The sequence below is a fragment of the Nocardia vaccinii NBRC 15922 genome (genome assembly GCF_001613305.1).
GTDB lineage: Bacteria > Actinomycetota > Actinomycetes > Mycobacteriales > Mycobacteriaceae > Nocardia > Nocardia vaccinii.
This window is the reverse complement of the sequence record NZ_BDCC01000019.1, coordinates 42,583-62,532: the sequence shown is the minus strand read 5'-3', so window position 1 is coordinate 62,532 and position 19,950 is coordinate 42,583. Positions and strand designations below refer to the sequence as shown.

At 68.3% G+C, this 19,950-nt stretch carries 18 protein-coding genes; 7 read left to right on the top strand and 11 right to left on the bottom strand.

All coding sequences use genetic code 11. The features are described from left to right. Positions 1–21: 21 nt before the first annotated feature. Genes NV1_RS14265 through NV1_RS14255 form a run of 3 tightly spaced genes read right to left on the bottom strand, consistent with a single transcriptional unit; the run spans position 22 to position 2,077 of the window. The gene (locus NV1_RS14265) at positions 22–687 is read right to left on the bottom strand and encodes a class I SAM-dependent methyltransferase (RefSeq protein ID WP_067890860.1); all 666 of its coding nucleotides are present in this window, start codon (positions 685–687) and stop codon (positions 22–24) included. Positions 688–745: 58 nt separating this feature from the next. Then, positions 746–1,162: an MmcQ/YjbR family DNA-binding protein gene (locus NV1_RS14260; RefSeq protein WP_067890857.1), complete on the bottom strand. Its 417-nt coding sequence runs from the start codon at positions 1,160–1,162 to the stop codon at positions 746–748. A gap of 3 nt (positions 1,163–1,165) precedes the next feature. After that, positions 1,166–2,077 (bottom strand): LLM class F420-dependent oxidoreductase, encoded by a 912-nt coding sequence (locus NV1_RS14255; protein WP_067890855.1) that lies wholly within the window; start codon positions 2,075–2,077, stop codon positions 1,166–1,168. Between the two features lie 154 nt (positions 2,078–2,231). Between NV1_RS14255 and NV1_RS14250 the strand changes: the two genes are divergently transcribed. Next, complete coding sequence (locus tag NV1_RS14250; protein ID WP_067891844.1) at positions 2,232–4,538, top strand: ATP-binding protein; 2,307 nt, start codon at positions 2,232–2,234, stop codon at positions 4,536–4,538. 4 nt (positions 4,539–4,542) lie between these two features. Here NV1_RS14250 and NV1_RS14245 read toward each other — a convergent pair whose 3' ends face one another. Continuing rightward, complete coding sequence (locus NV1_RS14245) at positions 4,543–5,064, bottom strand: DinB family protein (protein ID WP_067890853.1); 522 nt, start codon at positions 5,062–5,064, stop codon at positions 4,543–4,545. Positions 5,065–5,190: 126 nt separating this feature from the next. On the opposite strand from NV1_RS14245, the gene NV1_RS14240 reads away from it, so the two are divergent. After that, positions 5,191–6,225 (top strand): glycoside hydrolase family 172 protein, encoded by a 1,035-nt coding sequence (locus NV1_RS14240; protein WP_067890850.1) that lies wholly within the window; start codon positions 5,191–5,193, stop codon positions 6,223–6,225. A gap of 28 nt (positions 6,226–6,253) precedes the next feature. On the opposite strand, the gene NV1_RS14235 is transcribed toward NV1_RS14240, so the two are convergent. Then, entirely contained in the window at positions 6,254–7,252 is a 999-nt protein-coding gene (locus tag NV1_RS14235) for a GlxA family transcriptional regulator (RefSeq protein ID WP_067890847.1), read from the bottom strand. Between the two features lie 71 nt (positions 7,253–7,323). Between NV1_RS14235 and NV1_RS14230 the strand changes: the two genes are divergently transcribed. Next, complete coding sequence (locus NV1_RS14230; protein WP_084525366.1) at positions 7,324–8,769, top strand: MFS transporter; 1,446 nt, start codon at positions 7,324–7,326, stop codon at positions 8,767–8,769. On the opposite strand, the gene NV1_RS14225 is transcribed toward NV1_RS14230, so the two are convergent. The 4 genes from NV1_RS14225 to NV1_RS14205 all read right to left on the bottom strand — a co-directional run bounded on the left by NV1_RS14225 (position 8,730) and on the right by NV1_RS14205 (position 12,794). Next, the gene (locus NV1_RS14225) at positions 8,730–9,209 is read right to left on the bottom strand and encodes a thioredoxin family protein (RefSeq protein WP_067890844.1); all 480 of its coding nucleotides are present in this window, start codon (positions 9,207–9,209) and stop codon (positions 8,730–8,732) included. The two genes, NV1_RS14230 and NV1_RS14225, sit on opposite strands and share 40 nt — an antisense overlap. 99 nt (positions 9,210–9,308) lie before the next feature. Further along, positions 9,309–9,839, bottom strand: a complete 531-nt coding sequence (locus NV1_RS14220; protein WP_067890840.1) for a hypothetical protein — start codon at positions 9,837–9,839, stop codon at positions 9,309–9,311. 217 nt (positions 9,840–10,056) lie between these two features. Continuing rightward, positions 10,057–11,535, bottom strand: coding sequence for an FGGY-family carbohydrate kinase (locus tag NV1_RS14215; RefSeq protein WP_067890838.1), 1,479 nt, complete (start codon positions 11,533–11,535; stop codon positions 10,057–10,059). 413 nt (positions 11,536–11,948) lie between these two features. After that, positions 11,949–12,794, bottom strand: a complete 846-nt coding sequence (locus NV1_RS14205) for a glycoside hydrolase family protein (protein WP_067890832.1) — start codon at positions 12,792–12,794, stop codon at positions 11,949–11,951. Positions 12,795–12,890: 96 nt separating this feature from the next. Between NV1_RS14205 and NV1_RS43470 the strand changes: the two genes are divergently transcribed. Continuing rightward, positions 12,891–13,067, top strand: a complete 177-nt coding sequence (locus NV1_RS43470) for a hypothetical protein (RefSeq protein ID WP_157116902.1) — start codon at positions 12,891–12,893, stop codon at positions 13,065–13,067. Between the two features lie 7 nt (positions 13,068–13,074). Here NV1_RS43470 and NV1_RS14200 read toward each other — a convergent pair whose 3' ends face one another. Then, positions 13,075–13,557 carry a hypothetical protein gene (locus tag NV1_RS14200; RefSeq protein ID WP_067890829.1) on the bottom strand — a complete coding sequence of 161 codons (483 nt, stop codon included), beginning with the start codon at positions 13,555–13,557 and terminating at the stop codon, positions 13,075–13,077. Positions 13,558–13,701: 144 nt separating this feature from the next. Here NV1_RS14200 and NV1_RS14195 point away from each other — a divergent pair, with 144 nt between their 5' ends. After that, entirely contained in the window at positions 13,702–14,583 is an 882-nt protein-coding gene (locus NV1_RS14195) for an alpha/beta fold hydrolase (protein ID WP_067890826.1), read from the top strand. Positions 14,584–14,878: 295 nt separating this feature from the next. Here the strand turns inward: NV1_RS14195 and NV1_RS14190 are convergent, their stop codons facing one another. Next, positions 14,879–16,057: a putative endonuclease domain-containing protein gene (locus tag NV1_RS14190; RefSeq protein WP_245713715.1), complete on the bottom strand. Its 1,179-nt coding sequence runs from the start codon at positions 16,055–16,057 to the stop codon at positions 14,879–14,881. 527 nt (positions 16,058–16,584) lie between these two features. Here NV1_RS14190 and NV1_RS14185 point away from each other — a divergent pair. Both NV1_RS14185 and ligD read left to right on the top strand, forming a co-directional pair. Continuing rightward, complete coding sequence (locus NV1_RS14185) at positions 16,585–18,684, top strand: RecQ family ATP-dependent DNA helicase (RefSeq protein ID WP_067891835.1); 2,100 nt, start codon at positions 16,585–16,587, stop codon at positions 18,682–18,684. 305 nt (positions 18,685–18,989) lie between these two features. After that, a complete protein-coding gene (gene ligD, locus NV1_RS14180) occupies positions 18,990–19,949 on the top strand; it encodes a non-homologous end-joining DNA ligase (protein WP_245713741.1) in 960 nt (319 codons plus the stop codon). Position 19,950: the final 1 nt, after the last annotated feature.

Genomic DNA, 19,950 nt, shown 5'->3' with positions numbered 1-19,950 from the left:
GAGCATCCGGCGGCCGCGTGGTCAGCGCCGCGCTATCCGCGCGGCCCAGGCGGCGGTCTCGACATTTCCGTCCGGATCGGCACGCACCCCCTCGACGGCTTCGGGCGGCAGGGCGCTGGTGATCCTGCCGCGATAACGCGCGGGCCGCAGATCCTCCAATTCCCATCCCGCACCGAATGATTCGCGGATCATGCTGTCACTGATGCGGGGGCCGAATCCGGGCTCGGCAGCAGAGAGCGCCAGCAGGAGTACCCGGCCGCCCGGAGCGCACAGCGCGTGCAGGGCGTGCACGTAGGCGGCCCGAGCCTGCGGGTCCTCGCGGAAGACGTGGAACAGCGCACTGTCCAGAATCGTGTCGAAGACGCCGAGGCCGGCCGCGAGGCCGGGATCACCGCCGATCGCGACCATGTCGGCGAGTTCGAATCGCGCACCGGGCACACCCTTGTGCTCGGCATTGGCGCGCGCGTAGGCGACCGCGCTGGGCGAGAGATCCACACCGAGTACGTCGTAACCGAGCGCGGTCAGCGCGATGGTGTGTTCACCCGCGCCGCATCCGGGGTCCAGCACGCGGCCCCGGATCCAGCCCTCCCGTTCCAGGGCCAGCACCTGCGGCTGCGGCTCCCCGATCACCCAGGGGGCGGTGTCGTTGTCGTAGACGGTGTTCCAGAACTCTGCGGGCTGTGTCATGTGTCCAGCCTGCAACCTCAACCCGGGTGGAGGTCAACCGATCGCTCTTTCGCCCGGTTCAGAGCCGGTTTTCGGCCAGCCAGCGGTTGCCGCGCGCCGCGGAAGCCCGGGACAGCCAGGCATCCTGCACGACCTCGCGCAACTCGTCCAGGCGGAGCTCGCCGATCCGGGATGCGCGTACCAGGACGGAGGTATGCCCGTCGAAATGCGGGGTGCTGAACCAGGGCGAGTCCGGATCCTGGATCAACGCCAGCTTGTCGGACTCGGACGGAACCCAGATCACGATCACGTCCGGATAGCGCTCACCGGTTTCCGGATCGACCGCGTCCGGGCGCGGAGTCCGGAAGAAGATGAACGACTTGCGCCCGACCTGATAGACCGGATTCGCCAGCGAGCCGTATTCGACCGTGACGTGCGGCATGGCCAGTGCCAGCTCGTGCACGTCGTCGATCCGAGCGCGCCGTGACCCGGGCATGGATCAATCCGCCAGCCCGGCCAGCAGGGTCCGGGTGCGGACCGCATCCTGGCCGCCGACGAAGACCGCGCCCACGAATTCCGTGGCGCCCGCGTCGAAGATGGCCCGAATACGTTCGGCGACATGGTCTTCCGAGCCGATGATGGCCAGATCCGCCGGCCCCTCGGCGCCCTCGCGATCCATCATCGCCCGGTACGAGGGCAGTGAACCGTAGACGGCGAAGACCTTGGCTGCCTGCTCGCGGGCGGCGTCCACGTCATCGGTGACGCAGACCGGCAGCGGGCACACCACGCGCGGTGCGGGGCGTCCCGCCTCGGCCGCGGCGGCGGTGATCGCCGGGGCGACGTGATCGCGGATGGTCGCCGGGCCGGTCATCCAGAGCACGGTGCCGTCGGTGGCCCGGCCCGCGAGCTTCAGCATCGCCGGGCCCATCGCGGCCAGCAGCACCGGGACGCGTCCCTCGTCCGGCACCGACAGCGCCAGGTTGGCCCGGACCGTCTCGCCGGTGAACGACACCGGCTCGTGCTCGAGCAGCGGCGTCAACACCGACAGGAACTCGCGCATGTGCCGGGCCGGGCGTTCGAAGCTGTACCCGAACATATTCTCGATCACGATCTTGTGGGACAGACCGACGCCGAGCGTGAGACGTCCCGGACCGACCGCGAGCGCGGTGGTTCGCGCCTGCTGGGCCAGCGCACCCGGGTGACGCGGATAGCTCGGCACGACACCGGTTCCGATATCGATTCCGGGCACCTGGCTGCCGGCCACGGCCAGCGCGGTGAGCGCGTCCACACCGAAGATATGCGACATCCAGGCGGCGTTGAAGCCCTCGTCCGCGGCGCGCCGCAGCTCGTCGGTCAGTCCGCGCAGGCCGTCGGGTCCGGTCGGTTCGTTCAACAGGATGCCGATCCGCACAGCGGGCCTCCTCGGTCGTCGATGCTTCTGGCTCACGTCCCACACGTGGTGCGGAACACGCATCGGGCTAGCCTATGCCCGCCGGGTTCGTGTCCGGCGGCCGGTTCTTCGCGGGGCCGATTCCGGCGTCCGGGCACGCGCTAGTGTGGCGGATATGGCGCGTCGTGTCAGCGGGAACCTTCCCGCCGAGGTCACCAGCTTCGTCGGCCGCCACGACGAACTGGCCGCCGCGAAGCATCTGCTGTCGACCACACGCGTGCTGACGCTGCTCGGCCCGGGCGGTGTAGGTAAGACGCGCTTGTCGAGACAGCTCGGCGCATCGGTCGGACGTGCTTTCCGCGACGGGGTCTGGCTGGTCGAACTCGCCGACGTGCGCGATCCTGCTCTGGTGACGCTCAGCGTGGCCGAGGCGCTGAACCTGGGAGACGACACCACCGATCCGCTGCCGCGGCTGCTGGAATTCCTTACCGGCCAACGGATGTTGCTGATCCTGGACAACTGCGAGCATCTCGTCGACGCCTGCGCCGAGCTGGCCGAGCGTATCGTCACTGCCACCCCGGCGGTGCGGGTGGTCGCGACCACTCGTGAGGTGCTGGGGATCGCGGGGGAACAGGTGATGCCGGTGCCGCCGCTGCCGGTCGGCCGACAACGGCCCGAACCCGAGGATCCGGCGGGCGACAGCGATGCGGTACGCCTGCTGGTCGAACGGGCCGGCGCGGTCGATCCCGGCTTCGCCAGCACACCTGCCAATCGCGCGACACTCGCCGCGATCTGCCGCCGCCTGGACGGGATGCCGCTGGCACTCGAGCTGGCGGCCTTGCGTTTTCGCGTATTCACCCCCGCTCAGATTCTGGACCGGCTCGATGACACGATGGCACTGCTCAACACCGGCCCACGCACCGCGCCGGGACGTCAGCGGACCATCGAGGGCGCCATCCGTTGGAGCTATCAGCTGTGTACGGACGCCGAACAGGCACTGTGGCAACAACTCTCGGTCTTCGTCGGCGGGCTGGACATCGACGCCGCGGAGGCGGTCTGCGCACTGCCCGGCGCGGATATCGTCGGCACGCTGACCGGACTGGTGGACAAGTCGGTCCTGCTGCTGCGTCAGGACGAGGAGAAGGCCAGATATTCGATGCTGGAACCGATTCGGCAGTTCGGCCACGACCGGCTGGTCGAGTCCGGTGCGGAGTCGGCCGTGCGGACGCGGCATCGCGACCACTATCGCCGCCTGGCGATGCGCGGACCTCGCGCCTACTGCAGCCCCGACGATGTGGCGTGGTTCCGGGATCTGTCCCGCGAGCACGCGAATCTCCGTTCGGCCCTGCAGTTCTCGATGTCCGACGCACCGCACCTCGCACTGGATACCGCGACCGCGCTGCGCCCGTACTGGGAGCACTACCGCTTCCTGTCCGAGGGTCGCCGCTGGCTCACCGACGCCCTGATGCGCGTTCCGGCGACTCCCTCTCCCGAACGGGCACGCGGACTGTCCTCGGCGGCATCACTGGCCGCGCTGCTGTCCGATCGCGAATCCGCGGCCGAATTCGTCGAGGAGAGTCTCGCGCTGGCGACGGAACTGGGCGCGGCGGACATCCTCGCCGAGAACCGGCTCGACAGCGCCTTGATCGCGTTCACCGACGGCGACACCCGGCGCGCGCTGACGATGGCGGAGCAGGCCGCCGCACTGGCCCGCGATGCCGGGCATACCACCACCGAAATGGACAGTCTCTCTTTTGGTTTCATGTGCGCCACGCTGCTCGAGGACGACCGGTCGACCGCGATCGCCGAGACCCTGCGGGCGCTGACCGAGCGGCACGGCGTGCACCTGCTCGGCGGCCTGGCGCTGTGGACGGTCGGCGTGGATCACTGGCGGCACGGCAATCAGGATGCGGCCGCGGCATATATGAGCCGCGCGGTGGAGATGTTCGCCGAATTCGACCGATGTGTCTGGCTGGCCTCGGCATTCGACGGTATGGCCTGGTCGGCGGCGGCCCGCGGCGATATGGTGCGCGCGGCCCGATTGATGGGCGCGGCGCAGACCCTGCAGCGCGACACCGTGCGCCTGGCCCACGCCATTGCCACCGCGGTCGGCGAGAAGGTTCGCCTTCGCGTTCTGGAGGATTTGGGCGAGAAGGGGTTTCGCGAGGCATACGACAGCGGCGCGGCATTGTCGCTGCCCGCCGCCATCGACTACGCGTTGGGCCGCACCGCCGACCCCGCTCAGACCGCGCCGAAACCGTTGCGTCGCATACCAATCGATGACGCGGCCACACAAATGCTCACCCGCCGGGAGAAAGATGTCACCCGGCTGATCGCGGCGGGTCACAGCAACAAGCGGATCGCCGCGGACCTGGTGATCTCGGTGCGCACCGCCGAAACCCACGTCGAGCACATTCTCACCAAACTCGGCTTCACCTCCCGTACCCAGATCGCCGCCTGGGCTCGCGATCACGGCCTCTGAGGGGCTATTCGCCGGTCACGCCGTCGATGCGCTCGCGCAGCAGGTCGGCATGGCCGTTGTGGCGGGCATATTCCTCGATCATGTGCAGGTAGACCCAGCGCAGGCTGATCTCGCGGCCGGTACGCGGGTGGATGAAGGCGGCGTCGAGCGCCAGTGCGGCGACCGCGGCGTCGCACAGATCGATCTCGGTGTGGTACAGGTTGAAATCGCGGGCCGCGTCGGCGGTGTCGACATCGTCGAAATCGCCGTCCTGGTTCTGCACGGTGGAGTACTGGTACGCCACGTCCTGCCGCGCCGCGCGCAGCCGGAACCACGCTCGCTCCACGTCGGTCATATGCCTGATCAGGCCCAGCAGCGACATCGAGGACGGTTCGACGGCGCGGATCACCAACTGGTCGGCGGTCAGGCCCTGACATTTCCACAGCAGGGTCGTGCGCTGCTGATCGAGCATGGCTTGCAGCATCGAACGCTCCTGCCCCACCAGAAGGTGGCGGGGTCGCGCTATCTCCGGGACAGTCCAAGTCATACGCCGAGGCTAAGCCGCCGGTCGTCGGCGCGACACCGAATTCCGGCGCACCCCGACGCGCCGAATGCGGATCACCGCCGACGCCGAATTACCCCCACGACCCTCGGTCGGCATGCAAAAATCGCGATGGTGCACGAGATATGGCGGATCGATCAGGCGCGGACCCGCTCCATCAGCCCGGAGAACCCGACCGGAGCGCCGGGCGGCGGCGGGCGCGCGACGGAGGGTACGGGCGCACATGCGGCCGCGGAACTGGGCATCGGATGGAAGATATCGCCGTCGATCGATCTCTCCCCCGGCGAAACCGCCACCCTGGCCGACGTCTCCGGGCCCGGTGTGGTCCGGCACTTCTGGCTGACCACCGACCGCGCGCTGCTGAACGAGATGACGCTGCGGGTGTACTGGGACAACGATGCCGATCCGGCCATCGAGGTGCCGCTCGGTTCGTTCTTCTGCAACGCCTGGGACGAACTGGCACAGGTCAATTCGGAAATGGTGGTGGTCGCCCCGGCGGGCGGGCTGAACAGCTTCTGGCCCATGCCGTTTCGCGCGCACGCCCGCTTCACCCTGCACAACGGCGGCGACCGCTCGGTGCCGGTCTACTACCAGATCACCTACCTGGAACAGGATGTGCCGCGCTCGGCGGGCTATCTGCACGCATGGCGGCGGCACAGCAATCCGCTGGGCAATCCGGCGATTCACACTGTGCTGGAGGATATTCCGGGACCGGGTCGCTATGTCGGCACCTATCTGGCGATCGTGCCCAACGCACCGGGCTGGTGGGGTGAGGGCGAGATGAAGTTCTATCTCGACGGCGATACCGAATTCCCGACCATCTGTGGCACCGGCACCGAGGACTTCTTCGGCGGCGCATGGAATTTCGACATGCAGGACGCCTATCAGACCTACTCCACGCCCTATCTCGGCCTGGTGCAGGTGCTGCCGCCGGACCGGATCTATCAGCCGGAGCAGCGATTCGGCATGTACCGCTGGCATGTGCGCGACCCGATCTGCTTCGACCGGAGTCTGCGCGTCACCCTGCAGGCGCTGGGCTGGCGCGACGGCGGCCGCTACCTGCCGCTGGAGAGCGCCGAGGTGGCCACCACCTCCTGGTGGTACCAGCACCGATCGGTGACCGGACGCAGGCACCACCTTCTCTGACTCGGAATCCACTGCCCGGCACGGTGTTTCAAGAGTCTGCGGTGACCACCTCGTGCCGGTCGGAGCGGTGCGAGCGCCGGTACTCGCTGGGCGCGATGCCCACCTCCCGGCCGAAGTGCGCGCGCAGGTTCGCCGCACTGCCCAGACCGCAGCGTTCGGCGACGACGTCCACGGGAAAATCGGTGGTCTCCAACAACTCTCGCGCCCGGATCAACCGCTGGGTGAGCAGCCACCGCAGCGGTGTCGCACCGAGTTCGGCATGGAAACGCCGAGCAAGGGTCCGCTCGCTCATCCCCGCCCGCTTGGCCAGATCGCCGACGGTGAGCGGGGTGTCCAGTCTTTCCAGCGCCCATTGCAGGGTCGCGGTGAGACCGGGATCGGTCGCCTCGGCGGGCACCGGCGCGGCCAGGAATTGCGCTTGGCCGCCCGCGCGATGCGGCGGGACCACGAGATTCCGAGCGACCGCGTTGGCGACACGTGAGCCGAGATCCTTGCGTACCAAGTGAATACACAGATCCATCCCTGCCATCGTGCCCGCGCTGGTGAGGATGCGGCCGTCATCGATGTAGAGCACCGACGGGTCGACGTCCATTCCGGGAAACCGATCCAGCAGCACGTCGACGTGTTTCCAATGCGTGGTCATCCGCCGATCGTCGAGCAGTCCCGCCGCGGCCAGCACGAAGGCACCCGAGCACAGCGCGACGATGCGCGCCCCGGCCGCGTGGGCCGCGCGCACGGCCTCGACCAATTCGGCGGGCGGGTCCTGCCGGACGTCGGGCGTGCCGGGCACGATGACGGTTCCGGCGGTGAGCATGTCGTCATAGTCGTAATCGGTGAGCGTGACGAACGGATCACGAAGTGTCGCATGGCGAGTCCCGCGCGGACCGCACAACCGCAGCTCGTACCAGTCCGCGACGTCGACGCCCGGGGGCGGCTCGAAGAACACCTGATACGGGATCGCCACCTCGAACATCGGTTGACCCGTGGCGATGGCGATAGCGATGGTCCGTTCGCGACGATCGGTCATGTCGATAATCTAGCGCATATTGTCAATTCTGCCACTGGCCGCGCTCGTGCCGTGACTGGATAGTTGCACCCATGACTGTTTCTGCCAGTATCAATGGGCCTGCGCCGGTAGAGTCCGTATCCCTGGCCGCATCGCCGCGACGATGGCGGGTGCTCGCGGTCGCGGCCGTCGCCCAATATCTGGCCATTCTGGACCTTTTCGCCGTCACGGTCGCCTTTCCGACGCTGCAGACCTCCTTCGGTCACGCATCGGCGAGCACGGTGTCCTGGGTGCTCAACGCCTATACGATCGTCATGGCCGCACTGCTGGTGCCCGCCGGACGTCTCGCCGACGACACCGGGCGCAAACGCGGATTCCTGCTCGGCATAGCGCTTTTCGGACTGGCCTCGGTCGCCTGCGCGGCCGCGCCCGGCCTGGGCGCGCTCATCGCCGCCCGCGTCGTGCAGGCCGCCGCGGCGGCACTGCTGGTACCGACCGGGCTCGGACTGGTACTGCCCTCGTTCGACGCCCGTGAACACCCGACCGTGATGGGGATCTGGACCGCGATCGCCGCCGCGGGCGCGGGCAGCGGTCCGGTGATCGGTGGACTGCTGTTGCAGGCGGGATGGCGCTGGATCTTCCTGCTCAACATCCCGTTCACGGTGGCGGCCTTCCTCTTCGGGCTGCGTGTGCTGCCCGATATTCGCGGTCAGGCCGGACGAAAACTCGACTTGTTCGGCGCGACACTGATTCTCGCCGCCACCGCCGCCCTGACCACCGCGTTCGTCCAGGCGTCGGACTGGGGATACACCTCGCCCGCCACGGTGGGCGCCCTGCTGGCCGCTTCGGCGCTCGCGGGCACGTTCGGCCGGCACGTGCGACGTCACCCGGATCCGGTGGTGAGCCCGGCGGTCTTGCGGCACAAGCTGTTCCGGATCGCCACGGCCGGAGTGTTCGCCTACTACCTGGCCTTCGCCGCCCTCATCCTGGAGGCCACGCTGTTCCTGACCCAACAGTGGCACTACTCGCAGCTGACCGCGAGCCTGGGCATCGCGCCCATCCCGATCAGCTGCCTGCTGCTCTCACCGCTGTCCGGACGCCTCGTGGCCCGGATCGGCGCGCGAGCCTGCGCGGCGCTGGGCGGAGCGACGATCGCACTGGGCGCGGCATGGTGGATCGCCACGGCCGGACTCACCACGTCGTATCCGATCATGTTCCTACCCGGCGCGATCCTCGCCGGAGCCAGTACCGCGCTGCTGCAACCGCCGCTGTTCGGGGCCTCGGCACTACTGCCCGCCGATCAGCTCTCCCTGGGTTCGGGGACGTTGATGATGGCGCGACAGACCAGTTCCGCACTGGGTGTGGCGATTCTGACCGCCATCCTGGCCCGTGCGGTCGTTCCCGGACTCGGCGATTATCGCGCCGGATGGGTGTACATGGTGGCGGTCGGCCTGCTCGCCGCCGTCGCCGGGCTGGCGTACCGGCCCGGCGCACCGGCTCAGAACAGTACCGCGCCCCGCAGACCGGGCCAGCCGTAGCGGAGCGGCCCGTCGGCGAGTCCCGCGCTGCGGTCGGCGGGCGTATTCTGCTGAGCCATCTCCGGCGCGTTCGCCAGTTCCGGATTCTGTCGGACCAGCTCGCGGCGGACCTCGTCCATATCCAGCCACATGATCTCCTGCACAACGTTTTCCAGTTGTTCGGAGGTCTTGAAACCGGGCTCGGAGTAGACCGGCAGGCCGTCGCGGAAAGCGATCAGGGTCGGCAGGCTGCTGACCTGCGCGATGGCCGCCAACTGCTGTTCGGCGTCGGCATCGACGGTGGCGTGCACGATATCCGGGTGCATGCGCGAGGACTCCTCGTACACCGGCGCGAATCTGGTGCACCATCCGCACCAGGTCGCCCAGAAGTCCACCAGAACGATGCCGCCACGCGAGACGACCTGCTGGAAATTCTGCTCATTCAGCGCCTGCGTCGGCATGCGGCCCTCCCGAAATCACAACTCGCCTGCATAGTTTCGGATTCTTTCACGAATCCCGGGCCACGTCACTGTCCGGGACACCCACTCCGGACCGCCACGCTACACCGCGTGAGCTGCGGCCCGAGGCTCGGAAGTTCCGGTCCGGCCGAGTGCGGCGCGCAGCAGCCGCACATATCGGTTCCAGCGCGCCGGGGTGCGCACTGATCCGGTGAGCTCGAATTCGGCGCGATCGAGCAGATCCTCGATCAGCGCATCGTGCAGCCAGCGCACGGCCAGCGGCCAGATCAGCCGGAACCGGCCGCTCAGCCGCGCCGCCAACTGATGGACCAGGAGCGTCTCGCCTCCCGCGTCGAGGACCAGGAATTCGTGGAAGCCCTCGACGCCCGTGGTGCCGAAGACCCGATCGAATCGGCAGTTCAGCCAGCTACCCGGCTGATACCCCTGCACCGTGTAGCGGACCACGCCGTGACCACCGGACGCGCCCGCCGACAGCGGCCGGTCCAGCACCAGCGGCGGCCACGCATCACCCGGCCAGAGCCGGTCGCCGGGCCCGGCGAGGGTATCGAGCAGAGCCCCCGCCCGCGCTGCGGGCGCCGAGATGCGGCGGGTGTGGATATTGAGCACAGCCATCGTGAATCACCCTCTCGGCCGAGCCTCCGGGGCGCGGCCGGTTCGATATGGAATGTTCCCTCTATATCGAATTAGAGCATACATTCCATATTGACGCCACAGTGCGATCGTGAGGCTCGAGAAGCAACAATTGCGGCCGCGCGGAGAGGTCGGCCCACGGTCCGCGCGGCAGTGCGGAAAGTCCGCGACCCAGTTGGGTGGGCACCTCGGCGCGAGATCACCGTGCGGCGGTGCGGTGCTGCTCTGCTGCTAGGAAATGCGCTGCGTCGCAGGTGGATTCGTACAGCGCGCGATAGTGCCGGTAGTACTGCGCGTACAGCTCGGTGTGCGCCGGATCGGGCTCGACCGTAGTGACCACCGGATTCCATCGGGCGGTATCCACACCCGCCGCCTCGGCGGCGAGCATCGCGTCACCGAGGCAGGCGCCGACGGTCTCGGCCGGGAGCTGTTGCGGCAATCCAGTGATATCGGAGACGATCCGCGTCCACAGACCGCCCTTGGTGCCGCCCCCGACCGCGACGAGCCGATGCGCCCGGCCACCCGCTTCGGCCATCGCCTCCAGATTGTGACGCACTCCGTAGCCGATGCCCTCGAGCGCCGCGCGATAGAGCTCGGCCCGACCGTGAGCCAGGGTCAGGCCCGCGACGATGCCGCGAGCATCCGGATCGAACAGCGGCGTGCGTTCACCGGCGAAATAGGGCAGCATGATCAGCCCGCGACTGCCGGGCGGAACCTCGCCCGCCTCGACGACCAGGTCGGTGAAATCCCCGCCGACCAGGCGGCGCAACCAGTCGGTCACCGCGCCGGAGGTGGCCATTCCGGCGGCGAGAGTGTAGGTGCCGGGCCAGGTTCCGCACGTCCCCCACAGACCCGGATGCGGGCGCGGGTCGGTCAGCACCTGCACCAGGAACATGGTGGTGCCGTACATGACCATGGCGTCGCCGGGCGCGCGCACCCCCACACTGGTGGCCTCGGCCCAAGCGTCGACAGTGCCTGCGGTGACGGGCAGACCGGCCGGAAGTCCGGTGGCGGCGGCCGCGCCTCGCGTCACTCGACCGATAACCTCCGTGGGCCAACACAATTCGGGCAGCTCGAGCCCGGGCGCGACCGAATCCGCCCAATCCGCGGCCCATTCGCGGCGGCGCAGGTCGTACATCGGCACGCACTGGCTCGCCGACTGGTGGTCGAGTACATAGCGCCCGGTGAGACGTTGCACGAGAAAGGAACTCGCCATCAGCAGCATTCGGGTGCGTGCGTAGACATCGGGTTCGTGCCGCGCCAGCCAGCGCACCTTCGGCCCGACGGCCTGACTGGTGAGTGGCGAACCCGCACGCGAAAGCACCTGTTCCGCACCGAATTCCACGTTCAGTTCCGCGATCTCGGCGGTCGCTCGGGTGTCCACGCCGTAGAGCACGGCCGGACGAAGCGGCGCGCCCGCGGCGTCGGCGGGCAACAGGCACGGGCCGATACCGCTGACCGCCAGCCCGTCCACTGACTCCTGCCCCGCCGCATCGAGCAGTTCCCGGGTGATCGCGACGAAATCTGCCCACCACACGGTCTCCGCGTCGTGCTCGACCCAACCGGGGTGCGGCGTCGAAACCCCATGCGCCCGTTCGGATCTCGCCACAATGGTGCCGTCCCCGGCAACCAGCACACCCTTGGAACCGGAGGTGCCGATATCGATCCCGAGAAACATCAGCGCTGCCCTTTCCTCGCCTGCCCGGATGCATCGCCTGCCAACCCGCGTCGTCCCGTCCCGCCCGCCGTGCGGGGCCGATCGGCCGACGTCACCAGAATTACAGGCCAGCGCCTCGGCCGACCGCGATTCACCAACTCTGCCCGGATTCCATCCGGAGAGATGCCACGCCCGGTGTCTGCATCCACGCCGATGCGGCAGCTGCCCGAGTCGACAGACGACCCCATAGCGGGAAGATCAGCGTCCGGGTTCCGGGCGGATCGACATTCAGCCCGGCCGCAGCGGCGAGGAGGTCCGTGCCGACCGTTCCTCCGATCATCGGTGCACGAAGCCGAGCGGGTCCGTCCGAACGGATTTCGTTGTCCCAGGGGCGCGAAAGCCCTCGCCCGGGTGGACCGGTCGACGGCACTCGTTCAGGCCGGGTCGGCGAAATGCAGCGGCGCGATATGGACGCCGCCCTGACCCCACCCCGCGGTGGTGATCCACCAGTCGTCACCATCGGCGACCATCTCCGCGGCGTGGGCTTCGATATGGCCGACGCGATCCTGGGCGCGGAAGTGCAGTGGATCGGCGCTGCGGAAGACGTCGGTGCCGACGTAATCGGGGCGCGGTCCGATGAACAGGTACCAGAAATCGTTGTGCCGCACCACGAACGGTGATTCGGTCGGTCCCGCCCCGGTGCCGGTGGCCGGATCGGTGTAGGCGATCGCGCGGTCGCCCCAGTGCACGAGATCGGTGCTGGTGCGGTAGGCGACCACGTGGTTGCCGCCCGCCGGCTCGCTGGTCGCGCAGTAGTACATCACCCAGCGGTCGTCCAAGCGCAGCACCATCGGATCGCGGGCGTCGTAGCCGTCGCGGAACACCGGGCCCCGCGGCCGACGTGTCCAGTTCCGCAGATCGGTGGAGGTCGCCAGATTCATCGCGGTCGCGGTGCGGTCCTCGCCGCCGCCGTCGTAGAACATGAGATAGCCCGCGCCGCTGTCGACGACGTACGGAGCCCACAGGTGCGTCTCGCCGTACTCATGATCCACTTCCAGCGCGGGCGGCTGTTTCGTCCACGGCCCCAGCAGATGTTCGGCGGTGGCGTGTGCGAACCTGGTCTCGTCCCACGGGTCGGCCGGCTCCGGATGGGTGATCCCGAACAGATGCCAGAGCCCGGTCCGGTCGCGAATCACGGTGTGGTCGTTGATGTACCACGGATGCGTCTCGCCGTCACTCGGATCGTAGATGCGTCGGAATGGTCCTGCGGTCACCTGCATACGGCTACCGTGCCGCCTCCGCCGAACGGGCACACGCCGACACGCCGTCCGCCCGGGGTCGCGGGAAATCAGCGCTCGTTCGGGTACCCAGTCCTCATGGCAGGACATCCGCGCCGGACAGCGTTCCTCGGGACGCTGATGATGCTGGTCGCCTTCGTCAGCGCCCTGTTGGTACACGAACTGCCGACAACGGCGCTCCGGGTGATCGCGTACGTCCTGCTGTTCCTGCTCGCGGCCGTCGGATTCGTGATGAGCTTCCGCGACTACTCGTGAATTCGCCTCAACGCCTGCGGATCAATCCGGCGAAACCCGCTCCCATCAGCATGAATCCGGAGATCAGCGCGAATCCGTTGGTGACCCAGGAATGCAGCGCCACCTGCCAGGTGGAATCGATGGACGGTAGATCGCCGATCAGGCGGAAGGTGTCGTCCGGGAACAGGATGTGCAGAATTCCCGGGAACACGCCGAACACCAGCCCGGCCACGAAGGTGCCCGCCGGGGAGAACGCGGCCATCGCCGCCACCAGCATCAGCAGCACCGATCCGACGATGATCTCACCGGCCGCGGTCCATCGGTCCGTGACACCGCCGATGATCACCCAATACCGGATATCCGCACCGCCCTTGGCCGCGAAGGCGATACCGATCGGCGTCATCACCAGCGCGATCAGCACACCTGTCACGGTGCGGCCGGTTACGCCACGGCTCTGGAACTGCGCACCGGGTGGCGCCCAGCCCGGGGGTGACTCGAACTTGTTCGGCATCGCCCGTCCTCCCTGCTCCCGCGGTGCGCGACGGCTCGTCGCCGCTGCCGCACCCATTGTCGCGCCCAGCGCCTTAATTATCCTCGCGGACGCCGAAATCCTTCGGGTGACGACTCGCCGGGTTGCGGACGGTTAGCATCGGATATGCCCGATGCGATCTCACAGCCTCCGGACATCGCCGGAGTGCGCCGCGGCCATATCACCGCCCGCGGTGTGCGGTTCCACGTCACCGAGGCGGGTCCTGTCGACGGCCGGCCGGTTCTCGCACTGCACGGCTGGCCACAGCACCACTACGCATATCGGCACCTGCTCGCCGACCCACCGCCCGGACTGCGGATCATCGCGCCGGATCTGCCCGGGTACGGCTGGTCCGGTCCGGCTCCGCACCGCTGGCTCAAGGAGGAAGTCGCCAGTGATGTGCTCGCCCTGCTGGATTCGCTGACCTCCGAACGCACGCTGCTGGTCGGTCACGACTGGGGCGGATATGTCGGCTTCCGCATGGTCCTGCGCGAACCCGAGCGGTTCTCCGGATTCGTGCCGCTGAACATCGCGCACCCGTGGCAGACCCCGCGCACCCTCGCGCCACATGTGTGGCGGTTCCTGCTGTATCAACCTCTCGTCGCGGCACTGGGTATGCCGCTGCAACAGCACACTCCCTTCCTGGATCTGTTATTCCGGTTCGCGGTCGCCGACTCCACCGAATTCACACCGGATGTGGTGCACGCCTATACCGATCGTTTCCGCGATCCGGTCACCGCCCGCGCGGCCACCGACACGTACCGCACCTTCCTGCTGCGCGAGGTCCCCGCCCTGCGACGCGGCGAACGACGTCGCGCCACCCTCCCGATCCGTGCCCTCTTCGGTACCGCCGATGGCGCCATCCACCATTCACTGGCCGCCGCCGAAACCGCCGACGCCACCGACTACACCGTCGAATACGTCCCCGGCTGCGGACATTTCATCCCCGAGGAGCGTCCCGACCTGGTCCGCACACGACTGCTGTCCCTGGCGGCCGAAACCGCTTGAGCACGAAGCGGATCGGCCGCATCGTGCGGCCGCGCCCGACCTCACCCGCCTCCCGAGGTTCGGAGTCGTCAGCGGGACGGCGAACAACGCCCGGCCGCCGAACTCTTCGGTAGCTGTACCAAAGTCGAGGAAAGGGAGATCGCCGTCCGGCATCGGGAGCACAGTTCGCAGGCCCCTGGCATGTCGCGCCCGGACGACCGGAACCGATGCGCCGCCGGTCGACTGCCCCGGCCCGGACGGCTACCACCGTCCGAGCCGGGACGAATGTACCTTTCGGCCCGGATACCGCTGTCGCTCAGATACTTCGGATCAGCAAGGGCGTGGGTTCGGGTAGGGATGATCGGCGGATGTGTCCCTGCGGGCGCCGGCGGCCGATGCGGGCCAGCGCGGCGCGGAAGCGAGCGGTCACCGCGTCGGTGGGCAGTTCGTCCCAGGTCCAGCGGATGACGTGGAAACCTGTGCCGCGCAGGGCATCCTCACGTCGTCTCTCGGTCGCGGCCGCGTCCGCCGGATCGTGGCCAGGGTGGGTCCGGCGGCCGTAGCGGGTGCGGCCGTCGAATTCACCGACGATGCCGGTATCGCCGAAATAGAAGTCGACCCGGCCCAGAAATCTGCCCTCGGCGGTGAAGACGTCGCCTTGCGACTGCGGTATCGGCAGGCCGAGGTCGCGCAGCATCACCCGGCTGCGCGACTCGCCGACGCTCTCACTGTGCGGATTCAGGAATCCGACGACCTGCCGTGCTCGATCGATCCCGCGGCGTCGACCGGCCGCCTGCAATTCCACGTCGAGATCGGCCGCGGTGACGCCGTATTCGCGGGCCAGCCAGTCGCCCGCGACGACCGCGGACTCGAACGCGACCGTACGCCCCAGATCGACGATGGTGCGCGCGGGTGTACTCAACAGCAGGCCGCCCACCTCGGCCACGGAATCGATCGGTGCGCAATGCACCTTCAGATCCGGCTTGATCCGGCCGCCGTTTCGGCGGTTACGGGTCACGCACAGGCGATCCATCGGCGCGGCCCAGATCGGCGCACCGTAGATCGCCGCCGCCGACTGGTGACTCACCACAGCGTCGGCCGCCATATCGGGCAACACCGCCGCGGCCAGAACGCGGTGGCGGGCAACCGCATCCAGTTCCGCGTAGACCGCCTCCTCCGAATAGATCCCGCGCCGCAGCCGCCGCCACCGCCCGCCCGTGCACATCCGGCGGATCTGATCGTCGGTCACGCCCTGGGCGAGCGCATCCCGCCGCCGATGGATCCGGGCCTGCTCGGCGGACGTCGCACACGGTTGCGCGGCGGTACCGCAATCGTGCGGCGCGGCCGGATCTCCCCCACTGCCCCCGACGGTCACCGAGCCGATCCGCGGGCGACACTCCTGCCCCACCGCCGCACCGCCGGGACGAGCGAGCCGGTTCCCGATGCGCGGGCCGGATGCGGAACCGAAGACCGGATGCAACCTCGTGGCGCTCACCGGAAATCGGTCTCCGGGCGCGGGCGCCGGGTGGGGCGCGAGGTGAACCGCTCACAGAACGCATCGTGCCGAAGGACGGGACGCACCCGCGGTGCGCGAGAGCCGATTCCGTTACGCCACGAGGTGCGGCAACCTTGACAATGCTTCAACGCTCGAACCTCCCCATACGAATTGGTCGAACCGGGTTTGTTCTAGTTCGACGCTAGGTGGCTCCATCCGGTTCCATAGTCATTTGACCAGGTCACAGCCGCACCCGCTGTCATGATTCGCATACTTCGCAGCCTGACCGAAACCGTGCGGATTCGGCTATGAGGTGCGGCCGGTCAGCACCCGTCTCGACGTCATGCGAAGGATTGGACGGTGTACAGACGACCAGTTCGCAGTTCGCGTGCGGCGGCGATCAAGAGCGGGATAACCGCACTCCTTGCGAACACCCGCACCCGAAGCAAGTCCTGGACCAGGTGCGGGTGCCGACATCGGGTGCGTCTGCCCCTGGGCGGTGGAGTGTGTCGGTGGGCTCGGGCACCATGGTCGGCGTGACTACAACCGACCTGCGTGAATCCGCCGAGGCACTACTGCGTGACCTGGCCGGGCCACGGGCTCACCTCCGAGAGGACCAGTGGACCGCCATCGATGCGCTGGTCCGGCAGCGGCGGCGGGCGCTGGTCGTACAGCGCACCGGCTGGGGCAAGTCGGCGGTGTACTTCATCGCCGCCAAACTCCTGCGCGCGGCCGGACGCGGGCCGACGGTGATCGTCTCGCCACTGCTGGCGCTGATGCGCAACCAGGTCGCGGCGGCGCGCAGAGCGGGTGTCGTCGCCGCGACGATCAATTCCGGCAATATGACCGAGTGGGACGATATCCACGCGCAAGTGGCAGCCGGAGCGGTGGATGTCCTGCTGGTCAGCCCGGAACGCTTGAACAATCCAGACTTTCGCGATGCGGTCCTGCCCGAGTTGGCCGCCGATGCCGGACTGGTCGTGATCGACGAGGCCCACTGCGTCTCGGACTGGGGTCACGATTTCCGGCCCGACTACCGCCGGATCCGCACCCTGGTCGCCGATCTCGGCGACGACGTCCCGGTCCTGGCCACCACGGCCACGGCGAACGACCGGGTGGTCACCGATGTGGCCGGTCAGATCGGGACCGACACGCTGGTTCTGCGCGGCACCCTGGACCGCGAATCGCTGCACATGTCCGTCGTGCAGATCGAGGATGCGACCGCACGCACCGCGTGGCTCAGCCGATATCTGCACGAACTTCCCGGCTCGGGCATCATCTACACCCTCACCGTCGCGGCCGCCCACGACCTCGCGGACGTCCTCGGCTCACACGGCCACCGGGTCGGCGCCTACACCGGCCGGACCGATCCGGCCGAACGGGAGACGCTCGAACAAGCCCTGCTGGACAACGAGGTCAAGGCACTGGTGGCGACCTCGGCCCTGGGCATGGGATTCGACAAGCCGGATCTGGGATTCGTCGTGCACGTCGGCGCGCCGTCCTCACCGATCGCCTACTACCAGCAGGTGGGTCGTGCGGGTCGCGGCACCGCCCGCGCGGAGGTGGTGCTGCTGCCCGGTCCGGAGGACCGGCGGATCTGGAGTTACTTTGCCTCCGTTGCCTTTCCGCGCGAACATATCGTCCGCGCCGTCCTGGACGCACTGGATTCCGAACGGCCGCTGTCCACCAGCGCGCTCGAACCGCTGGTCGAACTCAATCGTTCCCGGCTCGAGATGGTGCTCAAGGTGCTCGATGTCGACGGGGCGGTGCGCCGGGTCCGGGGCGGCTGGCTCGCGACCGGCGAACCGTGGACCTACGACACCGAACGTTATGAGCGCCTGTCCCTGGCGCGTGAGGCCGAGCAGCAGGCGATGATCGACTATCAATCGACCACCGAATGCCGGATGAGTTTCCTGCGCCGCCAACTCGACGATCCGGCCCTGAGCGGGGCCGGTTCCGATGCCCCCGCCTGCGGACGTTGCGACAACTGCACCGGCGTCCGCCCCGATACGACGGTCGACACCGAGGATCTGGCCGCCATCCGCACCCGCCTGGACCGCCCGGGCATCGACCTGTCCCCGCGCAAACAGTGGCCGACCGGTATGGCGAAACTCGGAATTCCGTTGTCCGGCAAGATCACCGACGGGCCGGCCACCGGCCGGGTGCTGGGCCGACTCAGTGACCTGGGCTGGGGGCAGCGCCTGCGCCCACTGCTCGACGGCCCCGACGCACCGGTCCCGGATCACATCGTCGACGCATGCATCGCGGTCCTGCGCGATTGGGACTGGGATCAACGGCCCACCGCCGTCATGGCCATGGAATCCCCCACTCACCCCAAGCTGACCGCCGACCTCGCCGCCCGCTTGGCCCATATCGGCCGCCTCCGCGACCTGGGCACCCTGCACGTTCGCCCCGGCCGCCCACCGGTCTCGGCCGCCAATTCGGCACACCGCGTAGCCGCCCTGCACGACTCCTGGGACACCCCACCCCTCGACGACCTCGACGGCCCCCTCCTGCTCGTCGACGCCCTCACCGACACCGGCTGGACGCTCACCCTGGCCGCCCACACCCTCCGAGCCGCTGGAGCTTCCGCCGTGCTCCCCTTCGCTCTCGCCACTCCCACCTGACGCCCGGCCGCTGGCGGCCCATCACAGCCTCGCCCATCACAGCCCCGCCCATCCCCAACCGATCGGCGCGAGTGACCGCCGCCCCGGCGCCGGTAGATCTCACCACGTGTTCCGGCTGATCCGCGCACATTCACACTCGGCCGGGAACCGGGTCTCAGTCGCATACCCTCGCGTAATGATGTTTCGGGCTGGCGGGGAGGGAATCCACAATCATCCGGACGGGACCAGTGGGCATGTTCGGGTGCGGGAAGCATGATCGACTCGCTATGGTCGATCGGGTGGCCAGTAAGTCTGCCTCGCCGGCGATGGAGTTGACGGTCGGCGAGCGCACGGTGCGGGTATCCAACCCTGATCGGGTCTACTTTCCCGAGATCGGGGCCACGAAGCTGGATCTGGTGCGGTACTACCTCGCGGTGGGCGAGGGCATCGTGAACGCGCTGCGGGATCGGCCGTGTATGTTGCATCGGTTTCCGAAGGGGTTGCCGGGCGGGAAGGTGCATCAGAAGCGGCTGCCCGCGGGCGCACCGGACTGGATTTCCACTGTGCGCGTGTACTTTCCGCGTTACGGACGGCATGCCGACGAGTTGTGTGTGCGTGAGCTCGCGGAGGTCGCATGGGCCGTGCAGATGTCCACCGTGGAGTTCCATCCGTGGAATTCGCGCCGATTCGACACCGAGAAACCCGACGAGTGGCGGATCGACCTGGATCCGATGCCCGAGTGCCCGTGGTCGCGGGTGCGACGGGTGGCGGAGGTGGTGCACGAGGTGCTGGACGAGGTCGGTGCGGTCGGCTGGCCGAAAACCTCCGGCGGTAAGGGCCTGCACATATACGTCCGGATCGCGCCGGAATGGGGTTTCACCGACGTTCGCAGGGCCGCACTCGCATTCGCCCGTGAAGTCGAACGCCGCGCACCCGACGACGTGACCACCACGTGGTGGCGTAAGGACCGCGACCCCACGCTGCTGTTCATCGACTACAACCAGAACGCCCGCGACCACACCATCGCCGCCGCCTATTCGGTGCGCGGCGTCCCGGCGGCGACCGTCTCCACACCGGTGCGCTGGGCGGAGATCCCGGACATCGAACCCCGCGACTTCACCATCACCACCGTGCCCGCCCGCTACGCCGAACTCGGCGATCTGCACGCGGGCATCGACGAGGCCGTCTTCCGGATCGATCAGCTCCTGGAATGGGCTGAACGCGAACCCGTCGAGATCGATCTGGACGAGGACACCGGCAACACCGGATCGGACACATCCGGCTAAC